Source organism: Pseudomonas sp. RIT-562, from assembly GCF_026241895.1.
GTDB lineage: Bacteria > Pseudomonadota > Gammaproteobacteria > Pseudomonadales > Pseudomonadaceae > Aquipseudomonas > Aquipseudomonas mandelii_F.
In genome coordinates, this window is the sequence record NZ_JAPJIV010000009.1 from 99,598 (window position 1) to 116,048 (window position 16,451).

Consider the following 16,451-nt stretch of genomic DNA (forward strand, 5'->3'; position numbering starts at 1 on the left):
CGGAGCTTATCGTTTCCTGACCACTGCCCTTCAGTGGTCGGGTTTAGTAGCCCGAGGTGTTATCAGTAAGGTGCATGAGCTCTGTCAGGCAGGTAGTTTCTTACCTCACTTGATGGTGGCTGTGCGCAGGGCGCTTCGGCGCGCCGGTAATTGCTGGTACTCCCCGGTCTACTAACCTGCACACAGCCGCCACCCTTCTTTTAGTAGAGAAGCATGCGCGGCCCGTTGCGGAGTATCAGCGAATGTTCAAGGTTACACCGAATCCTCCGGACGCAGATCCGGCTTCCCTGAACAACCTCGATTACCAATCCCCGTCGATCGCCGACATCAGATCCGCCCCGCGAACACCAAACAAACTGTTCTCAGTTGACCCCCAGGCCACTACTGAAACCTTGGTGGTCTATCTGGTCGAAACCCTGGCTTCAGTGGATGTGATGGTCCACCACTTGGTAGATCACCTAGACGATGGTTCGCGAAACGCACTGTTGGGCATCTCCAACAGCATCATGTTGGCGGAGATTACGGCAAACCGGGTTTTGGATCAGATCAGTCCGCCTGATTAAGATCCAGGATTGGTCTTTTCGGCATTTGGCATTATAGTTAATGCCAAATGTCAGATTGGCGGAGGTTGCCATGAGTGCAAGAAAGAAAACTGCCCCAGCTGACGAGGCGGTACCGAAGAAGATTGACCTGAGCAGAGCGAAAGTACGCGATTTGGAAGCTGCGCTCGATCGTTTGATCCAAGCGTCGCCCGTGACATTGGAAGTCACGAATGGACGGCCACGCATGGTTTCGATCTTGCTCGCCGATAGAGCTGGAGACGACCGAATGGCTATATACAGGGCAGTTAAGAATGGATTTCCGCTGCAATCGGTGCTCGACATGATCGATAGCAGCGAGGTGTACAAGCAGCGTGGCGTGCTGTCGAAAATCGTGGGGGCGTCCGATCGAACCCTGGCGCGGCGGCTGAAAACACCGAATGAAGTGCTGACTCCAGAGCAAAGCACACGGGCACTGAACTACGCCGAGGTTTTTGAAAAGGCGACTCAGGTGCTGGGCTCTCGTGAACTCGCGGAACAGTGGATGGTTAAACCTGCGCGAGGTCTGGATGGAGAGATACCCATCGATCTCATTGCTAATTCGGTGGGGTATGAATTGGTGAACGATTTTCTGATCCGCATGGAATATGGGGTCTATTGATGGCTAAAGACCCACTGAGCAACGAGGTTCATTTCTGGCGGCTGGACGCTGCGGAATTTGCACCCACCTGGCACTTGGGGGTGGGAGCTGAAAAGGTCGGTGGGCGTTGGAACCCTAAAGGTATGGCGACTGTATATGCCAGTCTGGATGCATCCACCGCAACCCTGGAGGTCGCGGTACATAAAGGTTTCGAGGCGCTGGACTGCAAACCTCATCGCTTGACTCAGGCGCGCGTGCTGGACCCTTCGAGCATTTATGTCGTGCAGCCCGATCGGATCGCGAATCCTAATTGGTTGGTGCCCGGCACTCCTAGTCGCAGCCAGCAACAGTTTGGCGCTGAGTTGCTGAACCAGTATCCGTTTGTGGTGGTGCCCTCGAGCGTGTCGCCACACAGCTGGAACATGTTGATGAACCCGCTGTTGGCTGATGGGCTGTACGAGGTGGTGTTGCAAGAGGCATTTGGCCTCGACGGGCGACTCAATAAGCCATCGGTGTGAGAGTCTGAGGCTTTTTGTAGGAGCGAGCCTGCTCGCGAAGAACTCACAGGCACCGCGTTTTTTCAGGCTTCACGCGTCATCGTTGACGTTTTTCGCGAGCAGGCTCGCTCCTACAGGGGTGCAATCAACCCGTGTGCCCACCCAGGTTTTCAGCCACCCAGTCGGCAATGTACTGGCCGGCATTGATGCTGTTATCAAAGCTCGAATGCTGCACTCCACCTTCACGTTCAGTGAAGATTTTCAGCTCGCGCTTGGGGCTGTTGACCAGTTGCTCGTAGGTGCGGTGGGCCCATTTGAGGGGGATTTGTGAATCCTTTTCACCGTGGGTCACCAGGAATGGCACTTTGATCCGGTCCAGCACGCCGTCCAGGTGGACGTTCTCGGCGATGGCCATGAACTCGTCGACATCGTTTGCGCCCCATACCCAGCACACGTGCGACCAGTAATGCGGGACCGGGAAGCTGCCTTCTTTTTCCAGGCGACGTTTTTGCACATCGCGCCAGTCGTGGTTCGCGCCCCACACCACGCCGCAGGCAAAGCGCGGCTCGAACGCCACCGCGCGCGGGCAGTAGTAACCGCCGAGTGAAACGCCTTCCAGGCCAATACGCCGCGGGTCCACTTCGCTGCGGGTCTCCAGCCAGTCGACTACGCGGCTGGCCCAGTGCTCGCTGTCGTAGCGGGCGATCAGGTTATGCAGGCGCAGCGCTTCACCGGTGCCCGGCTGGTCGATGATCAGCGAAGACACTCCGCGTTTGGCCAGCCAGGCGGGGAGGCCGACGCGGTATTTCATTTCCTTGGTCGAGTCCAGGCCGTTGACCTGCACCAGGATCGGCGCCGGGCCGCTCACGCCTTCGGCGCGTACCAGCAGGCCGGAAATGTGTTTGCCCTCGTAGGGGATCTCTACTCGTTCGCAGTTCTCCCGCGACAGCTCGATGCCGCGCTTGAAGGTCTGCAGGAAGCGCTGGTACAGCTCGACACGACCTGCTGCCCCATGGGCCTGCAGGCGTTCGCAGGTGAGGTAGTAAGTGGCGGCGCGGTTGTATTTTTCGCCGGCGGATAACAGCCGGCCCTGGGCTTCGTCTTCCTCGGCCAGGCCGCAGAGTTTGTCGGCCATCTTCGCCCAGGTCTCGCGGAAGGCCTTGGTCCCGGCAGCGTCGGGTTGTTTGGCGGCTTCCTGCAGCGGCGCGCACATCTCTTCGATCTCGCCCATGCGGGCGCCCATCTCGATGGCCAGGTTGACTGAAAGATTCCACACGTAGTTGGTCGGGAAATAGCGGAACATGATTATTGTTGTCCTTGTGGTTGCCTTGGCGTTCCAGGCGCACGTTAAGGACCACCCGACTATTTGGCCAATCGTGACTCGGGATGGGAGGTATCGCGAGCGGCGATAGGATGCTCCTCCAAGTGCTGGATGAATTCGCTGATGCGCTCACGCAGCCAGCGATGCATGGGGTCGCCGTCGACGCTGCGGTGCCAGAGCATCACCTCGCGCATCACCGGTATTTTCACCGGCGGCTGCAGGATTCGCAGCGGCAGATGCTCGGCATACAGGCGCGCCAGGCGCTGGTGCATGGTCGCGATGCGCTGGGTGCCGACGACCAGCTGCGGCAGGGTGTTGAAGTCGTTGGTGATCACCTCAAGGCGTCGATTGAAGCCGTACTGGGTCATGAACCACTCTTCGATACTCATGTGCCGGGTGCGCCCGAAGCCGACCGAGACGTGGCCCATTTCCATGTATTGCTCAAGGGTCAGGCTGTCGCCCACCAGGGTGTTGCCCTGCCACACCACGCACACGTGGTCTTCCTCGAACAGCAGCTTGGAGGGGTGGCCTTCGATGGTGTAGCGCTCGGGCACGATCATCAGGTCGACTTCGCCACGCACCAGCAGCTCACCGGAATTATCGCTGGGGCCGAGCATCTCGAAAGTGATGTTGGGTGCTTCCTGGTGGATCTTCTGGATCACCTGGGCGAACAGCACGCTGATCAGGTAATCGGAGGTCACCAGGCGGAAGTGGCGCTTGCTGGTGGTGGGGTCGAACACCGGTTTGGCGGTGATCGACGACTGGATCGTCAGTAGCACTTCACGCACCGGCTTGGCCAGTTCCAGGGCGTAATTGGTGGGCTGCATCTTGCGCCCCACCTGGACCAGCAACTCGTCTTCGAAATAGGTTCGCAGGCGCCCCAGCACCCCGCTGGTAGCCGACTGGGTCATGTGCAGGCGTTCGGCGGCGCGGGTGATGTTCTGCTCTTCGAGCAACACATCGAGCGCTACCAGGAGGTTCAGGTCGAGGTGATTGAAACGCATCAGGCACGTCCATTGTTGTATTTATTTTCGCGATACATTCGGACGAATACAGTGCCGCGTCAAGCCTGCCCGAAAGGCAATCTGCGCCGCCATCAGGTATCGCGTTTGCCGATAGGTCGCATCCCCACACGCGATTAGTCAGCTGCCCATCCTCAGGTCAATCTTCGCCGCAGTCGGACCTTGAGCCGACACCACCACCGGGGGCGTTGCCAGGCTGATCCTGATCTCGAGCGTTCAGCCAGCCGTTCCCGGATCATAATTTCAATGGAGTGGTAGGCATGAACATCATTGGCCTTGATGCCCTGATTTTTGGCGTCGATGACATCCAAGCCTGTACCGATTGCCTGCGTGACTACGGCCTTGCGCCGGTTGCCGTGGGCAGCGAGGGCGGGCGTTTTGAAGCACTGGACGGTACCGCCGTGATCATTCGCCGAGCGGACGACCCCGGTCTGCCGGCGGCCATTGGCCCGGCGCCGTCCATCCGCGAAACCGTGTACGGCGTCGCCAGCAAGGCGGACCTTGACGCCATCGAAGACGAACTGGCCCGCGATCGCCAGGTCACCCGCGACCAGGACAACGTGCTGCACAGCGTCGATGACATGGGCTTTGCCATCGCCTTCCAGGTCACAGTGCGCCGGGCGTACACCGCCCCGGACGACCTGACCAACGCCGCCGGCCACGCGCCGCAGCGACCGCTCAACCAGCCGGGCATCACCCTGGACATGAGCGCCGCGCCGCGCACCTTGTCGCATGTGGTGTATTTCGTGCCGGACGCCGCCAAGGCCGAGTCGTTCTATGCCGAGCGCCTGGGATTCAAGACCACCGACACCTTCATCGGCGCCGGGCCGTTCATGCGCCCGGCGGGCTCCGATGATCACCATTGCCTGTTCATGATCCAGACCCCGCCGCACATGAAGGGCTGCGAACACTTCACCTTCCACATGGGCAGCGGCACCGAAGTGCTGCTGGCCGGTACCCGCTTCGAGCAGAAGGGCTGGACCAGTTTCTGGGGGCCGGGCCGTCACCTGTTTGGCTCCAACTGGTTCTGGTACTTCAACAGCCCGTTGGGTTGCCACATCGAATACGACGCCGACATGGACAAGCACGATGACGCCTGGGAGGCACGCCGCGCGCCGCTGTCGGCGGATAACTCGCAGTTGTTCCTGTTCAACTCGAAAGAAAAATGGGCCCCCGGTGGTCCGCCGCCCAAGCTTGGTTGAGCCATGAGTCACAGCGAAGCCTGGCTGTGCAGGGCGCAGGAACTGGAGGACGGGCAGGCGCGCGGATTTGATCCCTGGCAGTGCGGCAAGGACAGTGTGTTCGCCGTGCGGCATCAGGGGCAGCTGCGGGTTTATCGAAACAGTTGCCCGCATCTGGAGGTGCGCATGGAGTACCGCAAAGACCGATTTCTGAGTGCCGACGGCCAGTTGATCGTGTGTTACGCCCACGGTGCGCAGTTTCTCCCGAGCACTGGCGAATGCGTCTACGGCCCGTGTCTGGGCCAGAAGCTGGAGGCGTTGCCATGGCGCCTGGAGGAGGGCTGGCTGGTGTTGCAAACACCGGGCCGCGCTGCGTCGCCGGCACAGATCGAGGTATCGCGTACGGCGATACATCGCATCCTTACTCGCGATTAGTCAAATCCCTGGTTTGCCGGGAAGCTGGACCCAACGACGCAGTGCCCGACGCTGCATCGAATCACAAGAATAAGAAGTGAGAATGCCATGAGTGCAGTGAACAACGTTCTGATCGTGGGCGGTGGGATTGGTGGTTTGTGTGCAGCCATCGCGCTGCGACGCAAAGGGATTGCCGTGGATTTGATCGAACTCAAATCCGAGTGGACGGTTTACGGCGTCGGGATTATCCAGCAGAGCAACGTGGTCCGCGAGATGGCCAAGCTGGGCGTGCTCGACGGCTATCTCGATGCGGCCTTTGCCTTCGAAGACGTGGCCATCTACGGCCCGGCCGGGCAGCAATTGGCGCGCATCCCGGGGCAGCGCCTGGCAGGGCCGCAGTACCCGGCCAACGTCGGCATCTCGCGCCTGGCCTTGCATAAAGTCCTCAGTGAAACCGCCCTGGAACTGGGTGCCAACGTGCGCCTGGGCCTCAGCGTGGAATCCCTGGAAGACCAGGGGGACAGCGTCGACGTGCTGTTTACCGACGACAGCCGCGGGCGTTACGACCTGGTGATCGGCGCCGATGGCCTGTTCTCCAAGGTGCGCCAGTTGCTGTTCGGCGACACCTACACGCCGCGCTTCACCGGCCAGGCGGTGTGGCGCTACAACTTCCCGCGCGACCCGCAGATCGATCACCTCGCCAACTACCAGAGTGCCGCTGGCAATGCCGGTTTGGTGCCGCTGGCGGGCAACCTGATGTACATGTTCCTGACCTCCCACGAACCCACCAATCCGTGGATGGCGCCCGCCACCATGGCCGAGCAGATGCGTGAGCGGCTCAAGGGTTTTACCGGGCTGATCGGCGAACTGCGCGAGCAAATCACCGACAGCAGCCAGGTGGTCTACAAGCCCATGGAAGTGATCTTCGTCAACGAACCCTGGTATCGCGGGCGCGTGCTGTTGATCGGCGACGCCGCCCACGCCACCACGCCGCACCTGGGCCAGGGCGCTGGCATGGCCATCGAGGACGCCATCGTACTGAGTGAAGAACTGACCACCGATGCAGGCGTCGAGCAGCAACTGCAGCGCTTCATGCAACGTCGGTTCGACCGCTGCAAATACATCAGCGAAAGCTCGATATTGGCCGGCGACAAAGAGATGCAGCACGACCGCGACTTCGATCGCATCGGCTTGGTCAAGCAGATGCTGTCCCGGACGGCCGAGCCGATCTGATTTCGCCCGGCAGTTCTTCCTCAGCAGTTACCACTATAAAAACAAGAGGTTAACGCGATGGTTAGTTCCAAGACTGCGACGCTCGCGCGCCGCCAGGTCAGCTCGTCTGCACCCTTTGGTTTCAGTTTGGCTGCGGCCTTGGTGCTGTGCACCCAGTCGGCGCAGGCTTTTCAGATCGATACCGGTAACCCGGATTTCAAATTGCGCTGGGACAACACGGTCAAGTACAGCGCCGCCTGGCGCACGCAGGACCCCAGCAGCAAACTGACTCAAGGCCAGGTGGCGCTCAACCAGGACGATGGCGACCGGGCGTTCAAGAAAGGCCTGATCTCCAACCGCACCGATATTCTTTCCGAGCTGGACATGTCCTTCCAGGACTTCGGCGCACGCTTGAGTGGCGCGGCGTGGTACGACACCGAATACCAGCAGGACAACGACAACGATGACCCGGCGCGTGCCAACCAACGCTCGGTGGCCTATGACGAGTTCACCGACGACACTCGCCACCTGCATGGCGGCGACGGCGAATTGCTCGACGCCTTTGTGTACTGGAACGGCTCAGTCGCCGATCGCGCTACCTCCGTACGCGCCGGGCGGCATGGCCTGATCTGGGGCGAGAGCCTGTTCTTCGGCGCCAACGGCATTGCCGGTGGCATGGCCCCGGTGGACGTGGTGAAAGCCCAGTCGGTGCCCAACACCCAATTCAAGGAAATCACCCGGCCAGTCAATCAGCTGTCAGGCACTTTCCAGCTGACCGACGACGTCTCGCTGGGCGCCTACTACCAGCTCGAATGGGAGGAGACTCGCCTGCCCGGTGCCGGCAGCTACTTCTCCACCAGTGACACCATCGGTGAAGGCAACGAACGCCTGATCGTCGGCGCGCCGTTCCCGGCATTTCTGGGTGGCAACCCCGCCAGTCCGGCGGCGTTCTTCCACGGCAATGACAAGGAGGCGCGCAGTTCGGGGCAGGGCGGCCTGCAGTTGAAGTACAGCGCCGAAACCGTCGAGTACGGCCTCTATGCAATCCAGTACCACGACAAGACACCGAAGCTTTATCTCAAGCCATCCAGCGGCGCACCGAACTTCGCCACCGGGCAAATCGGTGAGTACTACTGGGTCTACCCCGAAGACATTCGCGCCCTGGGTGCGAGCTTTTCCACCACCATGGATGAGTACAGCTTCGCCGGTGAAGCGTCGATGCGCTGGAACATGCCGCTTGTATCCAATGGGCAAACCGTTCTGCCGGGCGTGGTGGCCGACAACGATGACGACGCACTGTACGCGGTCGGACGCACTGCTCACGTCAACCTCAACGTCCTGGCCTCGTTCGGACCGAACTTCCTGGCCAGGGAGTCCGGATTCGTTGGCGAGATCGCCTGGAACCGCCTGCTCAATGTCACGAAAAACCGCGCGGCCCTGGACCCCAATGCCACGGATGACGGGCTCGGCTTCAAGATGGTCTACACCCCGACCTATCGCCAGCTGTTCTCCGGCATCGATATCAGCATTCCGCTGGGTGTCAGCTATTTCCCCCTGGGCAAGTCGGCTGTGGTCAGTTCGTTCGGCCCGGACAACGGCGGCGACATCAACATCGGCATCACCGCCACCTACCTGGACCGTGTCACTGCGGGGCTGACCTACACGCATTACTACGGCGCCGAGGACACCAACCTCAACGCGCTCAGCCAGTTCAATTACAAGCAATCGCTGAAGGATCGGGATTACCTGGCCTTTTCCGTCAAGACCACGTTCTAAGAGGACTTGCGCATGACCTCCAACAAGAATAATCCGGCATTCAAGCTCAAGGCACTGTGTTTCGCGCTGCTCGCAACCCTGGCCGTCTGCAGCCAGTGGGCGGTGGCGGCTACGGCTGAAGAAGCGGCCAAATTGTCCAAGAGCCTCACGCCGATGGGCGCCGAGCGTGCGGGCAATGCCGACGGCAGCATTCCTGCCTGGGATGGCGGTTACACCAAGGTCGACCCTTCGTTCAAACAGGGTGGCAAACGCAGCGATCCGTTCGCAGCGGACAAGCCGCTGTTCAGCATCACCTCGAAGAACCTCGCGCAATACAGCAGCAAACTCACCGACGGCACCAAGGAAATGTTCAAGCGTTTCCCCGACACCTATCGCATCGACGTCTACCCGACTCGTCGCTCCGCAGCGGCGCCGCAGTGGGTGTATGACAACACCCTGAAAAACGCGACCCGCGCCAAACTCGTGGAGAGCAGCGCCGGGCCGGTACCCGAAGGCGCCTTTGGGGGTATCCCGTTCCCCGTGCCGCACAACGGTGCGGAAGCGATGTGGAACCACGTGCTCAACTGGCGCGGCACCTCGTTGTCGATGCATTTCCGTCACTACCTGATGACCGCCGATGGCAAGCAGGTGATGACCACTGACGGCCAGGCGATCCAGGAAATGCCCTACTACTACCAGGACGGCTCCCCTGAATCCTTCACCGGCGACTATTGGCTGTTCCGCCTGCTCAACGTCGGGCCGCCATTGCGTGCCGGCGAGCAGATCATGGGCCGCACCAACATCAATGGCGACAAGTCCCAGGCGCACGTTTACCTGACCGGCCAGCGGCGGGTGCGCAAGCTGCCGAATGCCTGCTGCGACACACCCACTCCAGCGACTGCCGGGGTCATGTCATTCGACGAATTGAGTGTGTTCCAGGGCCGCATGGACCGCTTCGACTGGAAGCTGATCGGCAAGCAGGAAATGTACATCCCCTACAACACCAACAAGGTGCAAACCGCAGCCAAGCCGGAGGATCTGTTCCTCGCCCATCACATGAACCCCGACTACGTGCGCTGGGAACTGCACCGCGTTTGGGTCGTGGAAGCCGACCTGGCTCCAGGCAAACGCCACCAGTTGCCGAAGGGCCGCTACTACCTCGACGAAGACACTTGGCAAGCCATGCTCGGCGACCGCTGGGACGCCAATGGCCAACTGGCCAAGACCCTGTGGTCGTTGCCAGCGGTGCTCCCGGACTTGCCGGCGCAGGCGCAACTATCCTCGGGCTTCTACGACCTGACCTCCGGCGCCTGGTTCATCCAGAACGTCTACACCGGCTTGCCTGAGCAGTACGGCGTGGTGGATCGCTACAAGGCTTCGGAGTTTTCGCCAGCGGCAATGGCGGGTGCCGGGGTTCGCTGAGTCGGACCGGATCACCCAGTCTTTGGGTGATCCGGTGTCACAGGGTTTTCGAGGTTGCTGATGAATACAATCGGTAGGTTGATATGCCTTCTGGCACTGCCGTGGGTGTGGCCTTTGAGCCAGGCGCAGGCCGCCACGGTCGGCGATACATTGAGCACTGCGGCGATGCGATCGCCCCAGGCCCAGCACGCGGTTTTGCTCGACCTGGCGCGCGCGGGCCAGCGTCTGGTGGCGGTGGGCGAGCGGGGCATCGTGCTGCTCTCCGACGACAACGGCGGCAGCTGGCGTCAGGCCGAGGTGCCGGTATCGGTCAGCCTCACGGCGGTGCAGTTCGCCGATGCCAACAACGGCTGGGCGGTCGGGCATGCCGGCGTGGTGCTGGTGTCCCATGACGGTGGCGAGCACTGGGCGGTGCAGCTGGATGGCCGGCGCGCTGCCCAGCTTGAACTGCAGGCGGCGCGCGACGAGCTGCCCGCTGCAATCGACCAGGATGCCGCCGCCGCACGAGTGCAAACGGCCGAACGCCTGGTCAGTGACGGCCCGGACAAACCATTCCTCGCCCTCAATGTCGTCGACCAGCAGCACGCCCTGATCGTCGGCGCGTATGGCCTGGCCTTCGCCACTCGTGACGGCGGGCGCAGCTGGCAGTCCCTGGTCGGGCACATCGACAACCCGATGGGCGCACACCTCTACGCCATCGCACGCCAGGGTGAACGATGGTTTATCGCCGGCGAGCAGGGTTACCTGGCGCGCTCGGACGATGACGCAAAAACATTTGCCGCCCTGGAGAGCCCTTACCCGGGAAGTTTTTTTGCCCTGCAGATCCGCGACGACGGCACCTTGCTGGCGGCCGGCTTGAAGGGTAACGCGTTTATCTCGACCGACTTCGGTGACAGCTTCCAGCCTGCGCCGGTGCCGATGCCGGTGTCCTTCAGCGATGCCATTCGCACCGATGACGGTCAGTTGCTGCTGGTCAATCAGGGCGGCGCGCTGTTTCGCACTGGTGCCCGGCCGGGTGCGCTGGAGCCCTATGGCAAACCCCTGGGCAAACCCGTCGCCAGTGTGATCCAGGCCGCTGACGGCAGCCTGGTGCTGGCAGGTTTCACCGGTTTGACCCGCGTCGCGCCGCCAACTGCTAATGCTTCGGAGTGAGGATATGAAGTCTTTCGACAACGCCACGGCCAGCCTGGCGAATTTCGATCCACGCTCCGGCTCGGTGGTGGAGCGCACCTTGTTCAACCACCGGTTGTGGGTGCTGCTGGTGTGCGTGATCACCACGCTGTTCCTCGGTTATCAGGCGACGCGTATCGAGTTGAACGCCAGCTTCGAGAAGATGATCCCAACGCAGCAGCCGTACATCGCCAACTACCTTGAGCACCAGAAGCAGCTCAGTGGCCTGGGCAACGCGCTGCGCATCGTCGTGGCCAACCGCAAGGGCGATATCTACGACGCCGACTATCTGAAAACCCTGCAGGCCTTGAGCGACAAGCTCTACCTGCTGCCGGGTGTCGATCGTGCGTACATGAAGTCGCTGTGGACGCCGGCCACTCGTTGGGTGGCCGTCACCGAAGATGGCCTGGACGGCGGGCCGGTGATTCCCGACGATTACAGCGGCACCCAAGCCAATCTCGAAGCCCTGCGGCGCAACGTGCAGCGCTCCAATGAACTCGGGCAACTGGTGGCGCTGGATCAGACCTCGAGCATCATTTATGTACCCTTGCTGGCCACCACTGCAGACGGTCAGCCGCTCAATTACTCGACCTTGTCCGATCAACTGGAGTCGCTGCGCAGCACTTATCAAAGCGCTGGCATCGACATCCACATCACCGGTTTTGCGAAAAAAGTCGGCGACCTTATAGCCGGCCTGAAGCAGATCCTGCTGTTCTTTGCCGTCGCGATCCTGATCACCACCGCCGTGCTGTACTGGTACACCCGCTGCCTGCGCAGCACTTTGCTGGTGGTGTTTTGCTCGCTGGTGGCGGTGGTCTGGCAACTCGGTTTGCTGCCGCTGTTGAACTACCAGCTGGACCCGTATTCGGTGCTGGTGCCGTTCCTGGTGTTCGCCATCGGCATGAGCCACGGCGCGCAAAAAATGAACGGGATCATGCAGGACATTGGCCGCGGCATGCATCGGGTGGTCGCTGCGCGGTTCACTTTTCGCCGGCTGTTCCTGGCCGGGCTGACGGCGCTGCTGTGTGACGCCGTGGGCTTCGCCGTGTTGATGCTGATCAAGATCCAGGTCATCCAGGACCTGGCAGTGATCGCCAGTATTGGCGTGGCCGTGTTGATCTTCACCAACCTGATTCTGCTGCCGGTGTTGCTGTCCTACGTCGGCGTCACGCCTCGGGCGGCGCAACTGAGCCTCAAGAGCGAACAGACCGAACAGGCCGGCCAGCGTCGGCATGCGTTCTGGCGTTTTCTCGATCTGTTCACCCAGCGCCGCTGGGCCAGCCTGTGCATCGCCATCAGCCTGGCCCTGGCTGCGGTCGGCTTCCTGGTCAGCCTGCAACTGAAGATCGGCGACCTGGATGCCGGTGCGCCAGAGCTGCGGGCCGACTCGCAATACAACCAGGACGACGCCTTCCTCACCCGGCATTACGGCGCCAGCAGTGACCTGTTTGCGGTGATGGTGAAAACCCCCGCTGGCCAATGTGCCCGCTACGACATCCTGGCCAAGGTTGATGCGCTGGATTGGCAATTGCGCGCGCTCCCCGGGGTGGATTCGACCAACTCGCTGGCGCTGCTCAACCGCCGCATGCTGGTAGGCCTGAGTGAAGGCAGTCCGAAGTGGTACGAGCTGCAGAACAACCAGGCGATGCTCAACATGATCACCGCCAGCGCGCCCCGTGGCCTGTACAACGAAGATTGCAGCTTGCTGACGTTGTACGCCTACCTCACCGACCACAAGGCCGAAACGCTGACTCGGCTGGTCGAGCACGTGGAGGCGTTTGCCGCCGCCAATAACAGCGAAGACGTGCAGTTCCTGTTGGCCGCCGGCAATGCCGGCATCGAGGCGGCGACCAATATCGTGGTCAAGCAGGCCAACCGCGAGATGCTGTTCTGGGTGTACGGCGCGGTGATTGTGTTGTGCCTGATCACCTTCCGCTCCTGGCGCGCGACGGTATGCGCGGTGATTCCTCTGATGGTCACCTCGATCCTCTGCGAGGCGCTGATGGTCTGGCTGAACATCGGCGTGAAGGTCGCGACCTTGCCGGTCATCGCCCTCGGGGTCGGCATCGGAGTCGACTATGCGCTGTATGTGATGAGCATTCTGCTCGGTCATCTGCGCCAGGGTGCGAGCCTGTCCGAAGCCTATTACCGGGCACTGGTGTCCACCGGCAAAGTGGTGATGCTGACCGGCATCACCCTGGCCATTGGCGTGGCCACCTGGATTTTCTCGCCCATCAAATTCCAGGCCGACATGGGCGTGCTGCTGGCCTTCATGTTCGTCTGGAACATGGTGGGCGCCCTGGTGCTGTTGCCGGCGCTGGCCTACTTCCTGCTGCCCGTGCGCAGCGCCGCGGCGAGTGCTGCGGTGCCCGTGAGCGGTAGCGCGGCGAAGCAGCCAGTGGCTGACGTCAACCATTTGCGCTCTGAGGAACCTTGCCATGGCCGTTGAAAACACTGTTGAAAAGCTGGTTGAAAACGGCGCTAGACAGGCTGGCTTGCCGCAGTCCTTGCTCCTGCTGCTGGGCAGCTGCCTGCCGGTGTTGGGCGCGGTGTTGCTGGCCCCGGTATTGCCGCGCATGCAGGCGCATTTCGCCGACGTGGCGGGCAGCGCCGTACTGGTGCCGATCGTGCTGACCTTGCCGGCGCTGGTCATCGCGCTGCTGGCGCCGTTCGCCGGCCTGCTGGCCGACCGCCTGGGGCGCAAGCCACTGCTGTTGGTGAGCATGGCGTTGTACGTGGTCTGTGGCGTGCTGCCGCTGTGGCTCGATTCGCTGGTCGCCATCGTCGCCAGCCGCGCCGGGATCGGCCTGGCCGAGGCGGGGATCATGACCTGCTGCACTACGCTGATGGGCGACTACTACAGCGGCGCGAGGCGCGAGCGCCTGTTTGCCCTGCAGATGGTCGCCACCTCACTGTCCGCTGCAGTCTTTATCGCCCTGGGTGGTTTTCTCGGCCAGAACGACTGGCGCACGCCATTTGCCCTGTATGCCGTGGGGCTGATCTTTCTGCCGCTGATGGCCTGGAAACTCTGGGAGCCGCAACCTCGCGCCCGCAGCGAGCAGGTCCAGGTGAGCAACGCCACCAGCAAGTTTCCCTGGCGCGCTCTCACGCCGATGTACGCGCTGGCACTGTTGGCCGGCCTGAGTTTGTTCATCGTGCCGGTCCAGGCCGGTTACCTGCTCAACCTGCTGCACGTGGACGCTCCGCAGCAGATCGGCATGACCATGGGCGCCAATCAACTGGGAGTGCTGGTCGGCGCCCTGAGCTTTCGCTTGTTCAGCGCAGTGCGCAGTCAGCACCTGCTGCTGATTGCCTATGCGCTGGCGGGTGGCGGCGGCTTGTTGATGGCCAGCGCCGACAGTCATGCGCAGGTGGTGGTCGCGGTGTTGGTCAACGGCCTGGGGATCGGATTGATGTTGCCCACCTTGATCACCTGGATCATGGCCCAGGTTGGCTTCCATCAACGTGGCCGGGCGGCCGGCTGTTTTACCGCAGCGATTTTTGCCGGTGAATTCATCAGTCCGCTGGCGGTACTCGGTATCACCGCAGGTGCCAGCTCGGCGCTGCCCGTGGCACTGGCGATCATCGGTTGGCTGCAGATCCTGATTGCCGTGTTTTGCCTGGCTGTGCCCAGGGTGGCGGGCCTATTGGCCAGCGCCAATACGGACGTGCGTAACACCATCGGCAATGGCCATTGAACGAGGATTTTCCATGCAAGCGCTTCCCCCCTTCAAACGCGTGGTCACTGGCCACAACGCCAACGGCCAGGCCGTTGTCACCAGCAGTGCAGCAACGCCGAATGTGTTCCCGTTGCTGGCCGTGCCCGGCACGGTGTTCCATGAACTGTGGAACAGCAGCGCCAGCCCGGCCTTGCTGGACAACGCCGGCGACCCCACGATCAAACCCCTGCAGCTCAGTCCCGGCCCTCAGGGCAGCGTGATCCGCGTGGTGGATATCCCGCCCGACAGCGTGCAGAACCAGGTCAGCGATGAAAACGCCGCCGCCGTGTTTGCCGAAATCGGCGAATCCCATGCCGGCACCGGCCAGGCCAATGCCCGGCACAAACTGATGCACCGCACCGAAACCCTCGACTACGGCATCGTCACCGAGGGTGAGGTGTGGCTGGTGCTGGACGAGGAAGAAGTGCACCTCAAGCGCGGCGATGTGGTGGTGCAACGCGGCACCAATCACGCGTGGAGCAACCGCACCGAGGCCATGGCCCGCATGGTCTTCATTCTTCTCGACGGGCGCTTTGCCGCTGAACTGCGCCATGGCCCGGAGGCTTGTGCATGAAACTCGCAACCCTGAAAAACGGCAGCCGCGACGGGCAATTGGTGGTGGTCTCGCGGGACCATCAATGGTCCCTGGACGCCAGCCCCGTAGCGCGTACTTTGCAGCAAGCGATTGAACACTGGGACAGCGCCGAGCCACGCTTGCAGGCGCTGGCCCGGCAGCTGGAGCTCGGCGATCGCAGCAGCGCGATGGCCTTCGACCCTGCGCAGGCGATGGCGCCGCTGCCCCGTGCCTACCAGTGGTGCGACGGCTCGGCATTCCTCAGCCACGGCGCGCTGATGCAGAAAGCCTTCAACCTCGAGCCCATCGAAGGCGCCGACCGCACGCCGCTGATGTACCAGGGCGCTGGCGACGATTTCATTGGCGGGCGCGACGATATTCCATTGCCAAGCGAGAACCAGGGCATCGATTTCGAAGGTGAGTTCGTGGTGCTGGTGGACGAGGTGCCGATGGGCTGCGGGGCAGGGCAGGCGCTGCAACACATCAAGCTGATCCTGCAGGTCAACGATGTCAGCTTGCGCGCCCTGGCCCCTCGGGAAATGCGCAGCGGCTTCGGTTTTCTACAGGCCAAGCCGTCTTCCAGCTTTGCGCCGTTGGCCATTACCCCGGACGAATTGGGCGATGCCTGGCGCGATGGTCGCGTGCAGCTGCCGTTGCACGTGGAGTGGAACGGCCAATGGTTTGGTCATCCCCATGGCGGGCAGATGAACTTCAACTTCGGCGAGCTGATCGCCCATGCCGCACTGACTCGGCGCCTGCGCGCGGGCACGCTGATCGGCTCCGGCACGGTATCGAACGCCGAGCGCAGTGCCGGTTCAGCGTGCATTGCCGAGCGCCGGGCGATTGAGATGATCGAGCACGGCGCCGCGCAAACCGGCTTCATGCGCTTCGGTGATCGGGTGCGCATGGACGTGCTGGGGAGCGAGGGCCAGTCGTTGTTCGGTGCGATCGACCAGCGCGTCGTCGAAGCCCGTGGCTGAGGAGC

General features: G+C 62.0%; 15 protein-coding genes. 13 read left to right on the top strand and 2 right to left on the bottom strand.

Translation table 11 applies throughout. The annotated features are described in order from the left end of the window. Positions 1-242: 242 nt before the first annotated feature. The 3 genes from ORL50_RS13705 (at position 243) to ORL50_RS13715 (ending at position 1,697) form a co-directional block, all read left to right on the top strand. On the top strand, positions 243-563 hold the full coding sequence (locus ORL50_RS13705; protein ID WP_266015632.1) for a DUF6124 family protein: 321 nt from the start codon (positions 243-245) through the stop codon (positions 561-563). Between the two features lie 70 nt (positions 564-633). Further along, positions 634-1,200: an Xre family toxin-antitoxin system antitoxin gene (locus ORL50_RS13710; protein ID WP_266015634.1), complete on the top strand. Its 567-nt coding sequence runs from the start codon at positions 634-636 to the stop codon at positions 1,198-1,200. Next, positions 1,200-1,697 carry an RES family NAD+ phosphorylase gene (locus tag ORL50_RS13715; protein ID WP_266015636.1) on the top strand — a complete coding sequence of 166 codons (498 nt, stop codon included), beginning with the start codon at positions 1,200-1,202 and terminating at the stop codon, positions 1,695-1,697. Before ORL50_RS13710 ends, ORL50_RS13715 begins: the two co-directional genes overlap by 1 nt. A 124-nt stretch (positions 1,698-1,821) precedes the next feature. Here the strand turns inward: ORL50_RS13715 and ORL50_RS13720 are convergent, their stop codons facing one another. Beyond that, complete coding sequence (locus ORL50_RS13720) at positions 1,822-2,979, bottom strand: alpha/beta hydrolase family protein (RefSeq protein ID WP_266015638.1); 1,158 nt, start codon at positions 2,977-2,979, stop codon at positions 1,822-1,824. A 59-nt stretch (positions 2,980-3,038) separates the two neighbouring features. Then, entirely contained in the window at positions 3,039-4,001 is a 963-nt protein-coding gene (locus tag ORL50_RS13725; RefSeq protein WP_266015640.1) for a LysR family transcriptional regulator, read from the bottom strand. A 278-nt stretch (positions 4,002-4,279) separates the two neighbouring features. Between ORL50_RS13725 and ORL50_RS13730 the strand changes: the two genes are divergently transcribed. The 10 genes from ORL50_RS13730 to ORL50_RS13775 all read left to right on the top strand — a co-directional run bounded on the left by ORL50_RS13730 (position 4,280) and on the right by ORL50_RS13775 (position 16,446). After that, entirely contained in the window at positions 4,280-5,221 is a 942-nt protein-coding gene (locus tag ORL50_RS13730; protein WP_266015642.1) for a VOC family protein, read from the top strand. 3 nt (positions 5,222-5,224) lie between these two features. Beyond that, positions 5,225-5,635, top strand: coding sequence for a Rieske (2Fe-2S) protein (locus tag ORL50_RS13735; RefSeq protein WP_266015644.1), 411 nt, complete (start codon positions 5,225-5,227; stop codon positions 5,633-5,635). Between the two features lie 87 nt (positions 5,636-5,722). Beyond that, on the top strand, positions 5,723-6,847 hold the full coding sequence (locus ORL50_RS13740) for an FAD-dependent oxidoreductase (protein ID WP_266015647.1): 1,125 nt from the start codon (positions 5,723-5,725) through the stop codon (positions 6,845-6,847). Positions 6,848-6,904: 57 nt separating this feature from the next. Further along, positions 6,905-8,602 (top strand): DUF1302 domain-containing protein, encoded by a 1,698-nt coding sequence (locus ORL50_RS13745; RefSeq protein ID WP_266015649.1) that lies wholly within the window; start codon positions 6,905-6,907, stop codon positions 8,600-8,602. Positions 8,603-8,614: 12 nt separating this feature from the next. Then, positions 8,615-10,003: a DUF1329 domain-containing protein gene (locus tag ORL50_RS13750; protein ID WP_266015651.1), complete on the top strand. Its 1,389-nt coding sequence runs from the start codon at positions 8,615-8,617 to the stop codon at positions 10,001-10,003. A 60-nt stretch (positions 10,004-10,063) separates the two neighbouring features. Then, positions 10,064-11,155 carry a WD40/YVTN/BNR-like repeat-containing protein gene (locus ORL50_RS13755; RefSeq protein ID WP_266015653.1) on the top strand — a complete coding sequence of 364 codons (1,092 nt, stop codon included), beginning with the start codon at positions 10,064-10,066 and terminating at the stop codon, positions 11,153-11,155. A 4-nt stretch (positions 11,156-11,159) separates the two neighbouring features. After that, on the top strand, positions 11,160-13,622 hold the full coding sequence (locus tag ORL50_RS13760; RefSeq protein WP_266015655.1) for an efflux RND transporter permease subunit: 2,463 nt from the start codon (positions 11,160-11,162) through the stop codon (positions 13,620-13,622). Then, on the top strand, positions 13,612-14,871 hold the full coding sequence (locus tag ORL50_RS13765) for an MFS transporter (RefSeq protein ID WP_266015657.1): 1,260 nt from the start codon (positions 13,612-13,614) through the stop codon (positions 14,869-14,871). Before ORL50_RS13760 ends, ORL50_RS13765 begins: the two co-directional genes overlap by 11 nt. A 13-nt stretch (positions 14,872-14,884) precedes the next feature. After that, a complete protein-coding gene (locus ORL50_RS13770; protein ID WP_266015659.1) occupies positions 14,885-15,466 on the top strand; it encodes a cupin domain-containing protein in 582 nt (193 codons plus the stop codon). Then, the gene (locus ORL50_RS13775; RefSeq protein WP_266015661.1) at positions 15,463-16,446 is read left to right on the top strand and encodes a fumarylacetoacetate hydrolase family protein; all 984 of its coding nucleotides are present in this window, start codon (positions 15,463-15,465) and stop codon (positions 16,444-16,446) included. Before ORL50_RS13770 ends, ORL50_RS13775 begins: the two co-directional genes overlap by 4 nt. Positions 16,447-16,451 lie beyond the last annotated feature (5 nt).